The organism is Paraburkholderia phytofirmans OLGA172 (assembly GCF_001634365.1).
Lineage (GTDB): Bacteria > Pseudomonadota > Gammaproteobacteria > Burkholderiales > Burkholderiaceae > Paraburkholderia.
In genome coordinates, this window is the sequence record NZ_CP014578.1 from 3,350,319 (window position 1) to 3,366,737 (window position 16,419).

A 16,419-nucleotide genomic window follows, 5' to 3' on the forward strand; every position below is an offset into this window, starting at 1 on the left:
CGGGGAATGGCGCGCCGACGGCAATCAATGGCCCGCATCGGCGATGCGGGTTTGCACCGCATCGGCTACGCCGGGTTCGTGTTCGATCGGTGCCGGCACGCCAGGCGTGGGCACGGCTGCGCCAGGAGTGGTGTCCCGGCTGCGGTGTTTGTCGGCGATGCGGACGGCGGCGGCTTCCGGTTTGGCGTCGACGGGCTTTGTTTCTTCGGGCTTGGCGTCTGCGGGCTTGGCGTCCGTGGGCTTCACGTCTACGGGTTTGGCTTCTGCGGGCCTCGCTTCTAAGGGCTTGGCGTCCGTGGGCTTCACGTCGACGGGCTTTGGGTCCGAGGGCTTGGCGCCTTCGGATCTGACTTCAGTGGATTTGACGTCCAGCTTTTCGGCTGGCTTGTCCGCCGCTGCTTTGTCAGCAGACCTGTCGTTCGCGTGGGCGGCTGCCCTATCGGCTCGTTCCGCCCTATCCGCGCGCTCCGGCTTGTCCTGCCCGCTGTATTCCACGTGCGCGGCACGAATCACAGCCAGCGGCGCGGGCGCCGCAGTCAGAGTCGGGCGTTCGGCTGCGAACTCCGCCGTCGGCGCGGGGCGGGCCTCACCGCGCCCGGCACCGCGCTCGCTCTTGCGATCCGGGCTGCGCAAATCGAGCGCGGCCTGTACGCCGGTCACGCCGGGCACGATCTCCTGCTCGGTATTCTTCGCCGCACGGGCGCCTTTCGAACGCTTGGGCTTGGCGACCACGGCGGGCGCGGCGGCCATCACCTCATCAAGCGCCTTCTTGGCCGCAGCCTGCTCGGCCGCCCGACGGCTCGCGCCGGAACCGGACACTTTGACATCCAGCTTCGGCACCGTGCATTCGACTTCGAATTGTTGATTGTGCGCCGCACCATGAGTCGCGACGACCGTGTACGTAGGCAACGCGATCTTGTGACCCTGCAGATATTCCTGCAACAGCGTCTTGGCGTCTTTGCCGAGCGTGCGCGGGTCGATGTGATCGAGAATCGGCACGTAGAGGCGCTTGATGACCGTTTGGGCGGCATCGAACCCGCCGTCGAGGAACACCGCGCCCAGCACGGCTTCCAGCGTGTCAGCAAGGATCGACGGGCGGCGGAAGCCACCGCTGCGCAGTTCACCCTCACCGAGACGCAGGCCCTCGGAGATATTGAGGGCCTGAGCGATTTCGTAAAGCGACTGCTGTTTGACCAGATTGGCACGGACGCGCGACAGGTCGCCTTCGTCCAGTTTGCCGAAACGTTGGAACAAAAGCGCAGCCACCGCGCAATTTAGAACGGAGTCGCCGAGGAACTCGAGCCGTTCGTTGTGCGTGGAACTATGACTGCGGTGCGTTAAAGCCTGGCGCAACAATTCCGCATTGCGAAATTCGTAGCGCAGACGGCTTTCCAACGGAGATAGGGGCATGGGCAGAGTATAACGCGGGCGCTTGCCCCGGCGAAAACGCGGGACGGCCAGCGGAAAAAGCGTGGTGAAGCGACGTTACCGCGGATTCTTAAAGTAGCGTGAGAACACGCCGCGACTGAGGTGAGCTAAGTGTGAGCCACCGGCGCGGCGTGTCATGCGATCAAGGCATGCGTGCTCAATGGAATGAGCCGATGCGTTTCAGATCGCTGAAGTTCATCCAGATAAAAAACGCGCGGCCGACGATATTCTTATCCGGCGCAAAACCCCAGTAGCGGCTATCCGCGCTGTTATCGCGGTTGTCGCCCATCATGAAGTAATTACCCGGCGGCACTTTGCAGATCACGCCGCGCGCGTTGTACGTGCAGTTATCGCGATATGGATAATCTTCCGCGCCGACGATGAACGGCGGCACGGCCGGGTTGTTCAGAATCGCGTTCTTGCGGCCGCCGAGATCTTCTTCGAATTGCTTTGCGTAGCCGAGGCGCTCTTCGTCGAGATAGTCGGGCAACGACGTTTCCGGCACCGGCTTGCCGTTGATCGTCAGTTGCTTGTCCTGATAAGCAACGGTGTCGCCCGGCAGGCCGATCACGCGCTTGATGTAGTCGACGGATTCGTCTTTCGGGTAGCGGAACACCACGACGTCGCCACGCTCGAGCGGACGGCCTTCGGTGATCTTCGTGTTGGTGATCGGCAGACGGATGCCGTAGTCGAATTTATTGACGAGGATGAAGTCGCCCACCAGCAGCGTCGGCACCATCGAGCCCGAAGGAATCTTGAACGGCTCGACCACAAACGAGCGCACCACGAACACCACCAGAATCACCGGAAAAAAGCTCGCCGAATACTCGAGCCACCACGGCTGACGCAGCTTGTCATCACGCAGACGGGCACGTGTTTGCGCCGCATTTTCGTCGGCGAAACGCTCGCCGACACGTGCCTGCTGGCGGTCGAACTCAGCGACCACGGCTTCTGCCGCGCGCCGCCGTTGCGGCATGAAAACCAGTTTGTCTGCGACCCATGCGACGCCCGTCAAAATGACGAGCACAAAAAGAATCAGCGCAAAATTCATAGGGTTCCGTTGTTCGTCTTATTTGTCTTCGACACGCAGAATCGCGAGGAAAGCCTCTTGCGGAATCTCGACGGACCCGACCTGCTTCATTCGCTTCTTGCCTGCCTTTTGCTTTTCCAGCAGCTTCTTCTTACGGCTAATATCGCCGCCGTAGCATTTTGCCAGCACGTTCTTACGCAACGCTTTAATGTTCTCGCGCGCAATAATGTTCGAGCCGATGGTGGCCTGAATCGCGACGTCGTACATTTGACGCGGAATCAGCTCGCGCATTTTCGCCGCCACTTCACGGCCGCGATACTGGCTCTGCGAACGGTGCACGATCACGGACAAGGCATCCACCTTGTCGCCGTTGATCAGCATGTCGACCTTCACGACGTCCGCTGCGCGGTATTCCTTGAACTCGTAGTCCATCGACGCGTAGCCGCGCGAGATCGACTTCAGACGATCGAAGAAATCGAGCACGACTTCGCCCATCGGAATTTCGTAGGTCAACTGCACCTGACGGCCGTGATATTGCATGTTGATCTGCGTGCCGCGTTTTTGCGTGCACAGCGTGATCACCGAGCCGACGTAGTCTTGCGGCATGTACAGATTCACGGTGACGATCGGCTCGCGCACTTCTTCGATCTTCGAGGGCTCCGGCATCTTGGCCGGATTCTCGACCATGATGGTCGTGCCGTCGCGCTGCAGGACTTCGTACACCACAGTCGGCGCCGTGGTGATCAGGTCCATGTCGAACTCACGCTCGAGACGTTCCTGCACGATCTCCATATGCAGCAAACCGAGGAAGCCGCAACGGAAACCGAAGCCGAGCGCCTGCGACACTTCCGGCTCGTATTGCAGCGAGGCGTCGTTCAGCTTCAGCTTTTCAAGCGAGTCGCGCAGCGCGTCGTACTGGTTCGCTTCGACCGGATAGAGACCGGCGAACACTTGCGGCTTCACTTCCTTGAAGCCGGGCAGCGGCTCGGCTGCGGGACGGTTCACCAGCGTGACGGTGTCGCCCACCTTCGCGGCGGCCAATTCCTTGATGCCGGCGATGATGAAGCCCACCTGCCCAGCGGACAGCGATTCGAGGTTCTTCGACTTCGGCGTGAACACGCCGATATGCTCGACCGGATACTGCGCGCCCGTCGCCATCATGCGGATCTTGTCTTTCGGACGCAGCGTGCCGTTGACGATACGCACCAGCATCACGACGCCCACGTAGTTGTCGAACCACGAGTCGATGATCAGTGCCTGCAGCGGTGCTTCCGGATCGCCCTTGGGCGGCGGCACTTTAGCGACCAGCGCTTCGAGCACATCTTCCACGCCGAGGCCGGTCTTCGCGCTGCAACGTGTCGCGTCGGTCGCGTCGATACCGATCACGTCTTCGATTTCTTCGATTGCGTTCTCGGGGTTCGCGGCGGGCAAGTCGATCTTGTTGAGCACCGGAATCACGTCGACGCCCAGCTCGATCGCCGTGTAGCAGTTGGCCACGGTTTGCGCTTCCACGCCCTGGCTTGCGTCGACGACCAGCAACGCGCCTTCACACGCGGACAGCGAGCGGCTGACTTCGTACGAGAAGTCGACGTGGCCCGGCGTGTCGATCATGTTCAGGTTGTAGATCTGCCCGTCACGGGCCTTATACGTTAGTGCGGCGGTTTGTGCCTTGATGGTAATGCCGCGCTCGCGTTCGAGATCCATCGAGTCGAGCACTTGAGATTCCATCTCGCGGTCGGACAAGCCACCGCAAATCTGGATGATGCGATCGGCGAGCGTCGACTTGCCATGGTCGATGTGCGCAATGATCGAGAAGTTACGAATATGATCCATTCAGTACCGATCAAGCGAAAAAGGCGCGCTCGGACAATAGCGGAGCACGCCTTGTAAGTAGGTGAAAAACCTATCTATTTTAGCCGAAAAGGCTATCGCCCGGCGCATCTTGCGAGGCTCGGGCGGAAAAGACGGCTCAGCAACTATCGTGCATGGGATCAGAGTAAGCGCTGAAGCGCCAACTCTGATCGACAGGAGAAGCGTGAAACGGGGTGTGAGCGGCGCACGTTCGCGCCTGGGTTGGACCCTTATTCGGATCCCAAATGCGACGATCCCAAATGCGCCGCCACAAGGCGTGCGGCGAGTGCGGCACGAACCCGCACCACATCAAGGTGATAGTGACACAGTTCGACGCCGTCGCAGACCAGAACCGGCACCAGTTCGTTATAACGCGCTTCCAGCAAGGGATCGGTGTCGACGTCGATCACGACGACTTGCGCACCGAACTCAGCCAGCAAAGGCGCTAGCGCGGCGCGCATGTCGTCGCATAAGTGGCACCACGCGCGCCCGTAGAGCGTGAGCGGCGCCACCCTCTTCATTTCTGCGCGCTGCGCGGACGAATCGGCACAAACTGCGTGTTCTCGCCACGGCGGACCAGCAGCGCGACCATCTTCTGCGGGTCAAGATGTGCGGTCAGGTCGTCGAACTGCTTTGCGCTCGTGATGTCCGTATCGCCCACACGCAGGACAATGTCGCCCTTTTGCAGCCCGACGCGCACGGCCGGACCGTCTACCGCGTCGATCTGCACACCGTTGTGCAGCTTCAGCGCCTTCATCTGGTCAGCAGGGATATCGCTAACGGCAAGACCCAACACGTTCGTGGCGCGCTGCTTCGGCGCCGGCGGTTTTTTATCGTCCGCCTTGGCGGTCTTGTCCGGCTGCATCTCGGCAATCGTGACCGGCAGATCGCGCGTCTGACCCTTGCGCCAGATCGTGATGGTCGACTTGGTGCCCGGCTTCGTATCGCCGACCATGCGCGGCAAATCCGTTGCCGTGTCGACCGAATGGCCGTTGAACTTCAGGATGATGTCGCCAGGCTGCACGCCAGCCTTGTCCGCCGGACCGCCCGGTTCGACGCTGCTGACCAGCGCGCCCTGCGCCTTCGGCAGACCCAGCGAATCGGCCACGTCTTTCGTCACTTCACCGATTGCCACCGCGATCCGGCCGCGCACGACCTTACCCGAGGTCTTAAGCTGGTCGGCCACGCGCATAGCCTCGTCGATCGGAATCGCGAACGAGATGCCCATGAAGCCGCCAGTGCGGCTGTAAATCTGCGAATTGATGCCGATCACTTCGCCCTGCATATTGATCAGCGGACCGCCTGAATTCCCCGGATTGACGGCCACATCGGTCTGAATGAACGGCAGATAATCGCCCGTGTCGCGCCCCTTGGCGCTGACGATACCGGCCGTCACCGTGTTCTCGAGACCGAACGGCGAACCGATCGCGACCACCCACTCGCCCACCCGAACCTTGTTCGAGTCGCCAATCGTGATGGTCGGCAAATTGGCCGCGCTGATCTTCACGACGGCAACATCGGTCCGATCGTCCACGCCGATCAGCTTCGCTTTGAACTCGCGCTTGTCGGTGAGGGTGACGTAAATGGTGTCCGCGTCGTCTATGACGTGCGCGTTGGTCATCACGTAGCCGTCCGCCGACAGAATGAAGCCCGAGCCGACGCCGCTGTTCTGTTCGGAATCGCTGTTATCCGGCGAGTCCTGGCTACCGCCACTACCGCTCCCACCGTTATCGCCACCGCGCGGCGAACTAGGCGAACCAGGTGACTGCGGCGACTGCGGCAACGGAATGCCGAAGAAACGGCGGAAAAACTCCGACATGTCGCCGTCGTCCATGCCCGGCGGCAATCCGCCACGGGCACTGCTATTCGACACGCGTGTGGTCGTGCGAATGTTGACGACTGCTGGGCCAACCTTGTCGACGAGGTCAGTGAAGTCAGGCAGATTGGCTGCTGGAGCCGCCGACGCCGTGTGCGGCACGAGCGGCAAACACGCCACTACCACCGCGGCCGCGAGGAGTTTGCGCACCGAGAAAGTCGTCATATACGTAGCAAGCCGAGGGATTCGAGTGATTCGGAGGATTACTTCGGAGCTTTATATTCTATGGCAGACGCAAATTGCTGCAACGTGGTCTGGGGCACTTCACCAAGCAGAGTAATCCAGAAGTCGCCGCGCCGCTTGACCAACACGTGTGTGGCGCCGCTGCTGCCTGCCCCTTCCTTGCGGGTGTTGTTCTCGACCGGTTCGACAAACACCGAAATGGCCGCGAGGCCGTCGGAGAATACGGCCTGATCGACCGGAATGGTCGGCTGGCCCGCGTCACGCGCAGCCATTGGGCGACGCAGTTCGCGAATCTTGCGGAAGCCCGGCACCGTCGGCGTGATCTGCCAGCCTTGCGCAGCCATATCGACCGGCTCGACCGGCGGACGCACTACTGTCCAACCTGTCGTATTACGAATGCCGTTGACGATGGCGGTCTTGTCGACCGGCACACCGATACGAATCTGCGAAAACGACAACTGCTCGAGCACCTGTCCGTTCGGGTCAAGCGTCTGCGCACGCAGTAGCAGGCCAGTCTTCTTGTCGGCCCACAGCTTGTAAGCGAAGCGGTACGCGTCTTTCGGATCGAGCTCGATCACCTGGCTGTCGATACCCGCTACGCGGTCGTCGCCGAGCAGCTTCGGCTCATACACAGACAGCACCTGCTCGCCGCTTACAGCCAGCAGCGCAGGAAACGAATCTTTGTTCTGGCGCTTCTCGACCACGCACAGATGCCGCTCAGGCACGAACGTATAGAGATCTTCGTTGTGGCGAAGCATTTTGCGCGGCTTGCCGTCGAGGCTTTCGAGTTGCTCGAATTCGCCGTCCGTGCGGGTCGCGTAGTGCGTGATCCGCGACGTCTGAACGAAATTGCCGCGCTGGTAGACGAACGCGCCTTCGTAGTTCTGCTGCTGGGCGGCCAGATGGATTCGATCGAGCAGCTCTGCGGCCGTGCGACGGGCGACGAGCGGATCGTCGGTTTGTGCAAAGACCCGCGGTGTAGCGGACAACAATACGGCCGCGCAGAACAGAAATGCCGGCAGCCGCCCCCAGATAGTCGTTTTATTCAACCGCGGAGTCTGCATCAAACTATTGGCCTTGCGTAGAAACGGCGGCAGCGCGAATCAGCGGCATCGAGCCCGGCATGACCGGTTGTTGCGCGAATTGCTGGTGAGCTTCCAGATACTGATCGAGACTGGCGTCACGAATGATGTTGGCGTCTTGCGCAACCGGCTGGAGCGTAGCCGCCGGCACCGATGCCATGGCCACACGTTGCAGCGAGTCGCCATGCGATTGGATCGACGCGACTTGTGCCACGCCCGGGCCGCCCGGCACGCCTTGCAGTTGCGGCACGACGATCCAGGTCAGCGTGGCAGCGGCAGCGGCGACAGCAAAGGCTGGCACAACGCGGCGACGCAGCGCCAGCAAACGGCGTGCAACCGGCATTGCGGCAGGCGCGAGCACATGCGGCTCGTTGTCGAAACGTGCGGCAAAACCGCTCAGGAACGCGCTGCTCGCCGCCGGGCTGACCGCCAGATCGTCAGAACGCAGGGCGTCGCCGATCAGGTGATAGCACGACCAGGCGATACGATCTTCGCCGTCCAGTTCGGAAACAAACGTGTTCAGATGCTCTTCGCCGAACAACTCGCCGTCGACAAAAGCGGACAGACGCTCGCCGCGCGAACTGGCTTGCGATTGCATCGAGACCGACCCCATGATGCTCCCCATCTTACAAATACCCCGTAGTGACACCACTAATCCAGATATTGCACCCGCGCCCCGCCCGGCGGGCCGGTGTTTACCAGCGCTTGCCTTCGGGTGTGTCAAGCAACGGACGCAATTTTGCCGCAATGGCTTCGCGAGCGCGGAAAATTCGTGATCTGACTGTGCCAATTGGGCAACCCATCATCTCAGCGATTTCCTCGTAACTCAAACCTTCAATTTCACGAAGAGTAATGGCGGTGCGTAACTCTTCCGGTAAAGCCGCCATCGCAGCATTGACCGTCTCAGCGATCTGCTTGCTCATCAACATCGACTCAGGCGTGTTGATATCCCTTAGTTGGTCGGCGTCCGAGAAAGTTTCAGCTTCTTCAGCATCTGCTTCGGTCGAAGTCGGTGCCCGCCGCCCTTGGGTCGCAAGGTAGTTCTTGGCCGTATTGACCGCAATCCGGTACAACCACGTATAAAAGGCCGACTCCCCGCGAAACTGCGGCAACGCCCGGTACGCCTTGATGAAGGCGTCCTGGGCGACGTCCTCCACTTCGGCCGGGTCGCGCACGAGGCGGGAGATCAGCCGCAGAATCTTACGGTGGTATTTGGAGACCAGAAGCTCGAACGCGGCCTTGTCGCCCTTTTGGACGCGCTCGACCAGCACCTGATCAATTTCTTTTTCGCTCACCTGATAAATCCGTTAACTATTGGGCGCATGGCGGGGGACCATTGTAGCGTCCCCATCAGCGCGGCACGTTACGCCGGTAACAGCGGTTACAGTCGTTACAGTCACGCACCGGCGCCACGCCGGCCCAGCACGGCGAGCTCCCGGAAGACGGAAGCTGGAAGCGCGTCAGCGGCAAGAAGTAGCGTGCGGGAACGTCCGTGGTCCGGCACCAGCGCCAGAACGAGCAAACGACCGCTCCATTGCGAACAGCCGGTAATGCGACCCTGCGTCAGCAAACCGCCCGCCCGGCTCCAGGCAGACAGTCCGTCCGGGCCGATTTTCAGCGCGACGGGCTGCGCATGCTCATGTTTTACCGCACAGAGCGTCAGCAGCGCCCACACGGCAAGCGTCAACGGAGCCGCCTGCCAGGCGCCCAGATGCGACGCGAAACAGGTATAGGCGGCCAGCGTCGCAATCAGGATGAACATCCCCAAAGCGGCGCGCATGGCAACAGAGCGTCGCAACGTAATTCGTTGCGACGCTCTGCCGGGCGTTGCCGATTCGAGGGAATCCGCCGGACAAGCCGGCGTTTTCGACGGGCGTATCACCAAACGATCAGGCGATCAGGCGCGCTTGAAGACCAGCGTGCCATTCGTGCCGCCGAACCCGAACGAGTTCTTCAGCGCGACGTCGATCTTCATTTCCCGCGCGGTGTTGGCGCAGTAATCGAGATCGCAGGCCGGATCCTGATTGAAGATGTTGATCGTCGGCGGCGACACCTGATGATGCACGGCGAGCACGGTGAACACGGATTCGAGACCGCCAGCGCCGCCCAACAGGTGACCTGTCATCGACTTGGTCGAATTCACGACCATGTCTTTGGCGTGGTCGCCGAAAGCGCGCTTGATGCCGGTGGTTTCAGCCAGGTCGCCGAGCGGCGTGGACGTGCCGTGCGCGTTCAGGTAATTCACCTGATCGGCGTTGACGCCCGCGTTCTTCATCGCGGCCAGCATGCAGCGGCGTGCGCCGTCGCCGTCTTCCAGCGGTGCGGTCATGTGATAGGCGTCGCCGCTCATCCCATAGCCGCCGACTTCGGCGTAAATCTTCGCGCCGCGCGCCTTCGCGTGTTCGTACTCTTCGAGCACCATCACACCGGCGCCCTCGCCCAGCACGAAACCGTCGCGGTCTTTGTCCCACGGACGGCTCGCCGTTGCCGGATCGTCGTTGCGTTGCGATAGCGCGCGCGCCGCCGCAAAGCCGCCGACACCGAGCGGCGACACGGTGGATTCCGCGCCGCCGGCGATCATCACGTCGGCGTCGCCGTATTCGATCAGGCGCGAAGCCTCACCGATACAGTGCAGACCCGTGGTACATGCAGTCACGATCGCCAGATTCGGACCCTTGATGCCGAACTTGATCGACAGATGGCCCGAGATCATGTTGATGATCGACGCCGGCACGAAGAACGGCGAAATGCGGCGCGGGCCGCGGTTCAGCAGTTCGGTTTGCGTCACTTCGATCATCGGCAGGCCGCCGATGCCCGAACCGACCACCACGCCGATGCGCTCCGAATTCTCGTCGGTGACTTCGAGGCCGCTGTCCTGCATCGCCTGGATGCCGGCCGCGACGCCGTAATGGATGAACGTATCCATGTGGCGCGCTTCCTTACCGGGGATGTAGTCCTCGATATTGAAGCCCTTCACCTCGCCGGCGAAACGAGTCGAGAAGTTCGACGCATCGAACTTCGTGATATTGGCAATACCCGACTTGCCGGCGACCAGATTGGCCCAGCCGTCGGCAACATTATTGCCAACAGGCGAAATCAGCCCCAGGCCTGTAACAACAACACGACGGCGGCTCACGGTAACCCCTTTTTCATAGATGACAAAAGCACAAAAGCCACAGGAACGTGCCCTGTGTGCCCTGTGGCTGTTAGCCGCCCCCCACCCCTGGCGCTTCGCGCCAGCCTCCCCCGAGGGGGGCAAGAAAACTTGGGGCGGCCCGGCGTTTTCTTGAAAGTCGGCAATCGCGCGGAAACTTGCGCTGTCAACATCGCTGGCTCCTGCACGGCAAAAAGCGCCAGCCCTGCTGGCGTCGGAAACCGACACGGCAGGGCGTCATACGCCGCCAACGCAGAAACGCAGGCGCGAATGACTTTAGGCCTTGACGTTCGCGCGAGCGTAGTCGATCGCTTGCTGAACGGTAGTGATCTTCTCGGCTTCTTCATCCGGAATTTCCATGCCGAATTCGTCTTCGAGGGCCATCACGAGTTCAACGGTGTCGAGCGAGTCGGCGCCGAGGTCGTTCACGAACGAAGCTTCGTTCTTGATCTCAGCTTCTGCAACGCCCAGTTGTTCTGCGACGATCTTCTTGACGCGCTGTTCGATATTGTCCATTACCCCTCCAAGGGAAAAGAAGTTCAAAAATACAGGTGCGCGCATTTTATCAGGTTTGACCCGGCAAAAAAGCGGCACATCGGGTTCCTGTCAAGGCATGCGCCTTACGCTTTTGCAAACGCATCAAGGCGCGGATAGTAACCGAATTTGGTTACGACATGTACATTCCGCCGTTCACATGCAGTGTCGTGCCAGTGATATAACCCGCTTGCGGCGACGCGAGGAACGCCACGGCGTGCGCGATATCGTCCGGGCTGCCAAGGCGGCCGAGCGGAATCTGCGTCTTAAGTGCGGTTTGCTGCTCTTCCGGCAGGGTCTTGGTCATGTCGGTATCGATGAAGCCCGGTGCGACGCAATTGACGGTGATGCCGCGGCTGCCGATCTCGCGCGCCAGTGCGCGCGTCATGCCAGCAACGCCCGCTTTCGCGGCTGCGTAATTGACCTGCCCCGGGTTGCCGGCCGAGCCGACCACCGACGTGATGTTGATGATACGGCCGCCCTTCGCCTTCATCATCGGACGCAGCACCGCGCGCGACAGACGGAAGACCGACTTGAGGTTGGTGTCGATCACCGCGTCCCAGTCGTCGTCCTTCATGCGCATCGCAAGCTGGTCTTGCGTGATGCCGGCGTTGTTCACCAGCACGTGCAGCGCCCCGAACTCCTTCACGGTGCCGTCGATCAGCGCTTCGGCTGCGGCGGCGTCGTTGACGTTGAGCACGGCGCCGCGGCCGTTCACACCTGCCGCGCTAAAAGCTTCGCTGATCGCTGCCGCGCCGCTTTCGCTGGTTGCCGTGCCGATCACCGTCGCGCCCTGGCGCGCCAGTTCCATCGCGATTGCACGGCCGATGCCGCGCGACGCGCCCGTCACGATGGCGATTTGCTTGTCGAGAGTCTTTTCCATCTGTCAGTCCGGATGCCCTTTCGGAGGGCTGATTGATTCTTGATGCCGAGCTTGGCGCCCAGCGCGCCCTATGAAGCGGTGCTCAGCCCGCCGTCACCAGCTTGAGTGTTTCTTCGAGCGAAGCCGGATCGAACACCGAGGTGCCGACGAGATTGCCGTCGATACGCTTCGTCAAGCCCGCGAGGACCTTGCCAGGACCGCATTCGATCACATGCGTCACGCCTTGCGCCGCCATTGCCTGCACGCTTTCGACCCAGCGCACCGGACCGGCTGCCTGACGCACCAGCGCGTCCTTGATCTTTGCCGGCTCGTTGACCACGGCGACGTCGACGTTGTTGATCACCGGAATCGACGGCACCTGCACGTCAACGCTGGCGAGATACTCGCGCAATTGATCCGACGCGGGCTTCAACAGCGACGAGTGGAACGGTGCCGATACCGGCAGCGGCAACGCACGCTTGGCGCCCTTCGCCTTCGCGACTTCGCAGGCCTTTTCGACCGCGGCCTTGTGACCGGCGATCACGACTTGCGCCGGCGCGTTGAAATTCACCGCTTCGACGACACCCGCGACCGACGCTTCGGCGCAAACCGCGCGCACCGTGTCGTCATCGAGGCCGAGAATTGCGGCCATGCCACCAACGCCGACCGGCACGGCCGTTTGCATGGCTTGCGCACGAAAACGCACGAGCGGCACAGCATCGCGAAACGCGATCGCGCCCGCCGCGACCAGCGCGGTGTATTCGCCGAGGCTATGGCCGGCGACGATGGCCGGCTTCGGGCCGCCCGCCTGCTGCCACGCGCGATAAATCGCATACGCGGCGGTCAGCATGACCGGCTGGGTATTGGTGGTGAGGTTCAGGTCTTCGGCAGGGCCTTCGGCGATCAGCTTGCCGAGGTCCTGATTGAGCGCATCGGACGCTTCCTGAACCGTCTCACGCACGACCGCGTGATCGGCGAATGCGTTGAGCATGCCGACCGACTGCGAACCTTGCCCAGGAAAAACGAACGCAAATTTCATATCGTCCCCAAAATCGATGTTGTCAGATGTGGGTGGCGCGCCCGGTGGATGGCGAGCGCGCTCAAGCGTAGCCGAGCGCCGCGAAGAGCGCTCGCCATAACGTCGCCGCTATCAGTAGCGGATAACCGACGCGCCCCACGTGAAGCCGCCGCCGACGCCTTCGATCAGCACGTTCTGGCCGCGCTTGATGCGGCCGTCGCGCACCGCGGCGTCGAATGCGAGCGGAATGGACGCAGCCGACGTATTGCCGTGCTCGCCCACCGTGACGACCATGCGTTCCTGCGGCAAGCCGAGCTTACGGCAGGTGCTTTGCATGATGCGGATATTGGCCTGATGCGGAATCAGCCAGTCGATCTGCTCGGCCGACAGATTCGCTTTTGCGAGTGCTTCGACCGCAACCTTTTCGAGCACATTGACGGCGAGCTTGAACACGGCCTGCCCGTCCATATGCAGGAACGCGCTGCCCTCGATCACACCGCCGTTCACATTGCCCGGCGTGCAGAGAATGTTCGAATGGCTGCCGTCGGCGTGCAAAGCGCTCGCCAGCACGCCCGGCTCTTCGGACGCCTGCAGGATCACCGCGCCCGCGCCGTCGCCGAATAGCACGCAGGTGGTGCGGTCCTTGAAATCGAGGATACGCGAGAAAGTTTCCGCGCCGATCACGAGCGCCGTGCGATGCTGACCGCCGCGAATCAGGCTATCCGCCATCGCCACCGCGTAAGCAAAGCCCGAACAGACGGCCTGCACGTCGAATGCCGCACCGTGGTTCTTGATGCCGAGCTTGTTCTGCAACAGGCACGCCGTACTCGGAAACACAAAGTCGGGTGTGGAGGTCGCAACGATGATCAGATCGATGGATTGCGGATCGATATCCGCCGCTTCGATCGCACGCTGCGAGGCGAAAAGCGCCAGATCGCTGGTAGTGACATCGGGTTCGGCGAAGTGGCGCGCATGGATGCCCGTGCGGGCAACGATCCATTCGTCGCTCGTCTCGACACCTTGCTTGGCGAGACGTTCGGCCAGATCCTGATTGGTGACGCGTCCGGGCGGCAGGTAGCTGCCGGTGCCCAGCACGCGGGAATAAATTGTCGATTGAGCCATTATGCCTTCGAGGATTGCGCAGCGTAGGGCTCGGCCGGCTGGCCTGCGATCGGGCTTGCGTGACCCGCACCGCTTGCGTCGCGCGCCGCCTGTTCGAGAGAACCTGCATTCTCTTCCATTGCTCGCGCAAGGCGCTCCAGCACGCCGTTTTTGACGGCATCATACCCGCGTTTGATAGCCCACTCAAACGCGTAGGCATCCGCCGAGCCGTGGCTTTTGATCACCAGGCCGCGCAGGCCGAGCAGCGCAGCGCCGTTGTACTGCCGATGATCGACCCGTTTCTTGAAACGCATCAATACCGGCAATGCGAGCACCGCCATCACCTTGGTGAGCCATGAGCGGCCGAACTCTTCCTTGATGATGTTGGACAGCATCTGCGCGAGGCCTTCCGACGTTTTCAGCGCGACATTGCCGACAAAACCGTCGCAGACGATTACGTCGACCGTGCCCTTGAAGATGTCGTTGCCTTCAACGTTGCCGTGAAAGTTAAGTGTACTCGCGCGCAGCAGTTCGCCGGCGCGTTTGATGGTGTCGTTACCCTTGATGACTTCTTCGCCGATGTTGAGCAGGCCGATGGTGGGCCGCTCGCGACCCTCGAGCGCGGACACGAGCGCGTGCCCCATCTCCGCGAACTGCAGCAGATGCTGCGGCTCGCAATCGACGTTGGCGCCCAGGTCGAGCATCGTCGTGTAGCCAGTGGGATTGGGCATTGCGAACGCAATGGCCGGGCGTTCGATGCCCGACAGCGTTTTCAGCACATAGCGCGAGACCGCCATCAGCGCGCCGGTATTGCCGGCGGAAATGCAGGCTTGCGCCTCGCATTCCTTGACGCGATTCAGCGCCACGCGCATGGATGAGTCTTTTTTCTTGCGCAGCGCGACTTCGACCGGATCGTCCATGGCGACGATCTCGGAAGCAGGTACGACGGTCAGCGCCGGCAGGTCCTGAGCCTTCAACTTCTTCAGCTGCGCACGAATCGCACTTTCAATGCCGACGAGCAGCAACTCAGCATCAGGATGCGAACGAACGAAGTTGACGGCAGCGGGAACGGTCACGGACGGGCCGTGGTCGCCTCCCATGCAATCTATCGTGAGCTTTACTGTCATGGAGTGCGACGAGTTTCAGACGCCCCGCATGGGATCGCAGCAAGCGCTAAAGCGCCAACTACGATCGACACAAAAAAGCGGCAGTTGAATGCCGCGTTTTTGCCGAGCCGGGAAAATGTCAAGCGAGCCGATCGCCACGCGAAACGCCAAGGGGCGCAACGCAGTGAAACGATTAGTCGTTCTTCGTCTTGACGACTTTCTTGCCGCGATAGTAGCCGTTCGGGCTAACGTGGTGACGCAGATGCACTTCGCCCGTGCTCGGCTCCACGGCCAGCGGCGCTGCCGTCAGGAAATCGTGCGAACGGTGCATGCCGCGCTTCGACGGCGACTTCTTATTTTGCTGAACTGCCATGACTAACTCCTAAAAATTTTCCGAATTCTAACACAGCCCGAGCCGGTGTCCGCCATTGACCGAATGGCCAATGCGCCCGCTTCGCGCTCCCATGCAACTGTTCAGTGCTTCTTGTCGCCCGGCTCACCGCGCTTGAGACTTTCGAGCGCCGCAAACGGATTGGGCCGCTCGGGCTCACCGCCCTCACCTGCTTCATCCGGTGCGCCCTCGTCGCCCTCGCCTTCTGTACCGGCCACACCAGAGACGAGACTCTCGTGCACTTCGGGACACACCTCGTGCTTGGGCACGAGCGGCAAGGAAAGCAGCAACTCTTCTTCGATCAAGTCGACGAGATCGAACTGGCGCGAGCCCACGATCACTTCGACTTCATCCTCGTCGAGCGGAAACTCTTCGGCTTCCGCCTCAGTGTTGACGATCCGGTAAGTTGCATCGACATTGAACGCCTGCAGATACGGCGTCATGCACCGCTGACATTCGAGCCATGCAGCACCGTGAATCGCCAACCTCAAATAAGGCTGCGGACCCTCGGTGCCGTCGTCCTGCAATTCCGGCTGCGTCGCCCCTTCGGCTTGCCAGGTGAACGCGGTATCGCGGTCTGGCGCTTCTGCCGGCACTTCGTTTAACATGCGCGGCAGTTGCGAGACGCGCACGACACCCGCGGCCTGGCGCCCACTCCGCGCAAATTCGAACAGATCGATATCGTGCGGGTCGGACAGACCAGCAGGGTTGCCAGGATGTTGAGTCATGTGCGCTCCTGCATCGGCAAGGATTTCGCCGGGGATAAATCGGTTTGCAATGCAGCCCGCGGAACTCGCGCACTG

17 protein-coding genes are annotated in these 16,419 nt (G+C 61.5%); all 17 read right to left on the reverse strand.

Going from position 1 to position 16,419, the window contains the following annotated elements; genetic code table 11:
• Positions 1-24 precede the first annotated feature (24 nt).
• Positions 25-1,410 (reverse strand): ribonuclease III, encoded by a 1,386-nt coding sequence (gene rnc, locus AYM40_RS14650; protein ID WP_063496842.1) that lies wholly within the window; start codon positions 1,408-1,410, stop codon positions 25-27.
• Between the two features lie 175 nt (positions 1,411-1,585).
• Positions 1,586-2,479 carry a signal peptidase I gene (lepB, locus tag AYM40_RS14655; protein ID WP_063496843.1) on the reverse strand — a complete coding sequence of 298 codons (894 nt, stop codon included), beginning with the start codon at positions 2,477-2,479 and terminating at the stop codon, positions 1,586-1,588.
• An 18-nt stretch (positions 2,480-2,497) separates the two neighbouring features.
• Positions 2,498-4,291, reverse strand: coding sequence for a translation elongation factor 4 (gene lepA, locus AYM40_RS14660; RefSeq protein WP_063496844.1), 1,794 nt, complete (start codon positions 4,289-4,291; stop codon positions 2,498-2,500).
• 248 nt (positions 4,292-4,539) lie between these two features.
• Positions 4,540-4,830 (reverse strand): glutaredoxin family protein, encoded by a 291-nt coding sequence (locus AYM40_RS14665; protein WP_063496845.1) that lies wholly within the window; start codon positions 4,828-4,830, stop codon positions 4,540-4,542.
• Positions 4,827-6,350: a DegQ family serine endoprotease gene (locus AYM40_RS14670; protein ID WP_063496846.1), complete on the reverse strand. Its 1,524-nt coding sequence runs from the start codon at positions 6,348-6,350 to the stop codon at positions 4,827-4,829. The genes AYM40_RS14665 and AYM40_RS14670 overlap by 4 nt, the downstream gene beginning before the upstream one ends.
• Positions 6,351-6,388: 38 nt before the next feature.
• Positions 6,389-7,432, reverse strand: a complete 1,044-nt coding sequence (locus AYM40_RS14675) for a MucB/RseB C-terminal domain-containing protein (protein ID WP_063498029.1) — start codon at positions 7,430-7,432, stop codon at positions 6,389-6,391.
• Positions 7,433-7,436: 4 nt separating this feature from the next.
• On the reverse strand, positions 7,437-8,063 hold the full coding sequence (locus AYM40_RS14680) for a sigma-E factor negative regulatory protein (RefSeq protein WP_063498030.1): 627 nt from the start codon (positions 8,061-8,063) through the stop codon (positions 7,437-7,439).
• A gap of 82 nt (positions 8,064-8,145) precedes the next feature.
• Positions 8,146-8,745 (reverse strand): RNA polymerase sigma factor RpoE, encoded by a 600-nt coding sequence (gene rpoE, locus AYM40_RS14685; protein WP_063496847.1) that lies wholly within the window; start codon positions 8,743-8,745, stop codon positions 8,146-8,148.
• Between the two features lie 101 nt (positions 8,746-8,846).
• Positions 8,847-9,230 (reverse strand): protein YgfX, encoded by a 384-nt coding sequence (locus AYM40_RS14690; RefSeq protein WP_063496848.1) that lies wholly within the window; start codon positions 9,228-9,230, stop codon positions 8,847-8,849.
• A 117-nt stretch (positions 9,231-9,347) separates the two neighbouring features.
• Positions 9,348-10,586: a beta-ketoacyl-ACP synthase II gene (gene fabF / locus AYM40_RS14695; protein ID WP_063496849.1), complete on the reverse strand. Its 1,239-nt coding sequence runs from the start codon at positions 10,584-10,586 to the stop codon at positions 9,348-9,350.
• Between the two features lie 294 nt (positions 10,587-10,880).
• Positions 10,881-11,120, reverse strand: coding sequence for an acyl carrier protein (gene acpP / locus AYM40_RS14700; RefSeq protein WP_004197638.1), 240 nt, complete (start codon positions 11,118-11,120; stop codon positions 10,881-10,883).
• A 151-nt stretch (positions 11,121-11,271) separates the two neighbouring features.
• The gene (fabG, locus tag AYM40_RS14705; RefSeq protein WP_063496850.1) at positions 11,272-12,021 is read right to left on the reverse strand and encodes a 3-oxoacyl-ACP reductase FabG; all 750 of its coding nucleotides are present in this window, start codon (positions 12,019-12,021) and stop codon (positions 11,272-11,274) included.
• An 82-nt stretch (positions 12,022-12,103) separates the two neighbouring features.
• The gene (gene fabD / locus AYM40_RS14710) at positions 12,104-13,039 is read right to left on the reverse strand and encodes an ACP S-malonyltransferase (RefSeq protein ID WP_063496851.1); all 936 of its coding nucleotides are present in this window, start codon (positions 13,037-13,039) and stop codon (positions 12,104-12,106) included.
• 111 nt (positions 13,040-13,150) lie between these two features.
• On the reverse strand, positions 13,151-14,140 hold the full coding sequence (locus AYM40_RS14715; protein WP_063496852.1) for a beta-ketoacyl-ACP synthase III: 990 nt from the start codon (positions 14,138-14,140) through the stop codon (positions 13,151-13,153).
• Positions 14,140-15,246, reverse strand: a complete 1,107-nt coding sequence (gene plsX / locus AYM40_RS14720) for a phosphate acyltransferase PlsX (RefSeq protein WP_063496853.1) — start codon at positions 15,244-15,246, stop codon at positions 14,140-14,142. Before plsX ends, AYM40_RS14715 begins: the two co-directional genes overlap by 1 nt.
• A 172-nt stretch (positions 15,247-15,418) precedes the next feature.
• The gene (gene rpmF / locus AYM40_RS14725) at positions 15,419-15,598 is read right to left on the reverse strand and encodes a 50S ribosomal protein L32 (protein ID WP_006051932.1); all 180 of its coding nucleotides are present in this window, start codon (positions 15,596-15,598) and stop codon (positions 15,419-15,421) included.
• A 101-nt stretch (positions 15,599-15,699) separates the two neighbouring features.
• Positions 15,700-16,344, reverse strand: a complete 645-nt coding sequence (locus AYM40_RS14730) for a DUF177 domain-containing protein (RefSeq protein WP_063498031.1) — start codon at positions 16,342-16,344, stop codon at positions 15,700-15,702.
• Positions 16,345-16,419: the final 75 nt, after the last annotated feature.

Bases quoted from the DNA above. Each gene is read 5' to 3' on its own strand.
- plsX (WP_063496853.1), bottom strand. From the start codon at position 15,246: ATGACAGTAAAGCTCACGATAGATTGCATGGGAGGCGACCACGGCCCG.
- AYM40_RS14675 (WP_063498029.1), bottom strand. From the start codon at position 7,432: ATGCAGACTCCGCGGTTGAATAAAACGACTATCTGGGGGCGGCTGCCG.
- fabD (WP_063496851.1), bottom strand. From the start codon at position 13,039: ATGAAATTTGCGTTCGTTTTTCCTGGGCAAGGTTCGCAGTCGGTCGGC.
- rpmF (WP_006051932.1), bottom strand. From the start codon at position 15,598: ATGGCAGTTCAGCAAAATAAGAAGTCGCCGTCGAAGCGCGGCATGCAC.
- AYM40_RS14715 (WP_063496852.1), bottom strand. From the start codon at position 14,140: ATGGCTCAATCGACAATTTATTCCCGCGTGCTGGGCACCGGCAGCTAC.
- lepA (WP_063496844.1), bottom strand. From the start codon at position 4,291: ATGGATCATATTCGTAACTTCTCGATCATTGCGCACATCGACCATGGC.
- fabG (WP_063496850.1), bottom strand. From the start codon at position 12,021: ATGGAAAAGACTCTCGACAAGCAAATCGCCATCGTGACGGGCGCGTCG.
- AYM40_RS14690 (WP_063496848.1), bottom strand. From the start codon at position 9,230: ATGCGCGCCGCTTTGGGGATGTTCATCCTGATTGCGACGCTGGCCGCC.
- AYM40_RS14670 (WP_063496846.1), bottom strand. From the start codon at position 6,350: ATGACGACTTTCTCGGTGCGCAAACTCCTCGCGGCCGCGGTGGTAGTG.
- rnc (WP_063496842.1), bottom strand. From the start codon at position 1,410: ATGCCCCTATCTCCGTTGGAAAGCCGTCTGCGCTACGAATTTCGCAAT.
- AYM40_RS14665 (WP_063496845.1), bottom strand. From the start codon at position 4,830: ATGAAGAGGGTGGCGCCGCTCACGCTCTACGGGCGCGCGTGGTGCCAC.
- AYM40_RS14730 (WP_063498031.1), bottom strand. From the start codon at position 16,344: ATGACTCAACATCCTGGCAACCCTGCTGGTCTGTCCGACCCGCACGAT.
- lepB (WP_063496843.1), bottom strand. From the start codon at position 2,479: ATGAATTTTGCGCTGATTCTTTTTGTGCTCGTCATTTTGACGGGCGTC.
- AYM40_RS14680 (WP_063498030.1), bottom strand. From the start codon at position 8,063: ATGGGGTCGGTCTCGATGCAATCGCAAGCCAGTTCGCGCGGCGAGCGT.
- acpP (WP_004197638.1), bottom strand. From the start codon at position 11,120: ATGGACAATATCGAACAGCGCGTCAAGAAGATCGTCGCAGAACAACTG.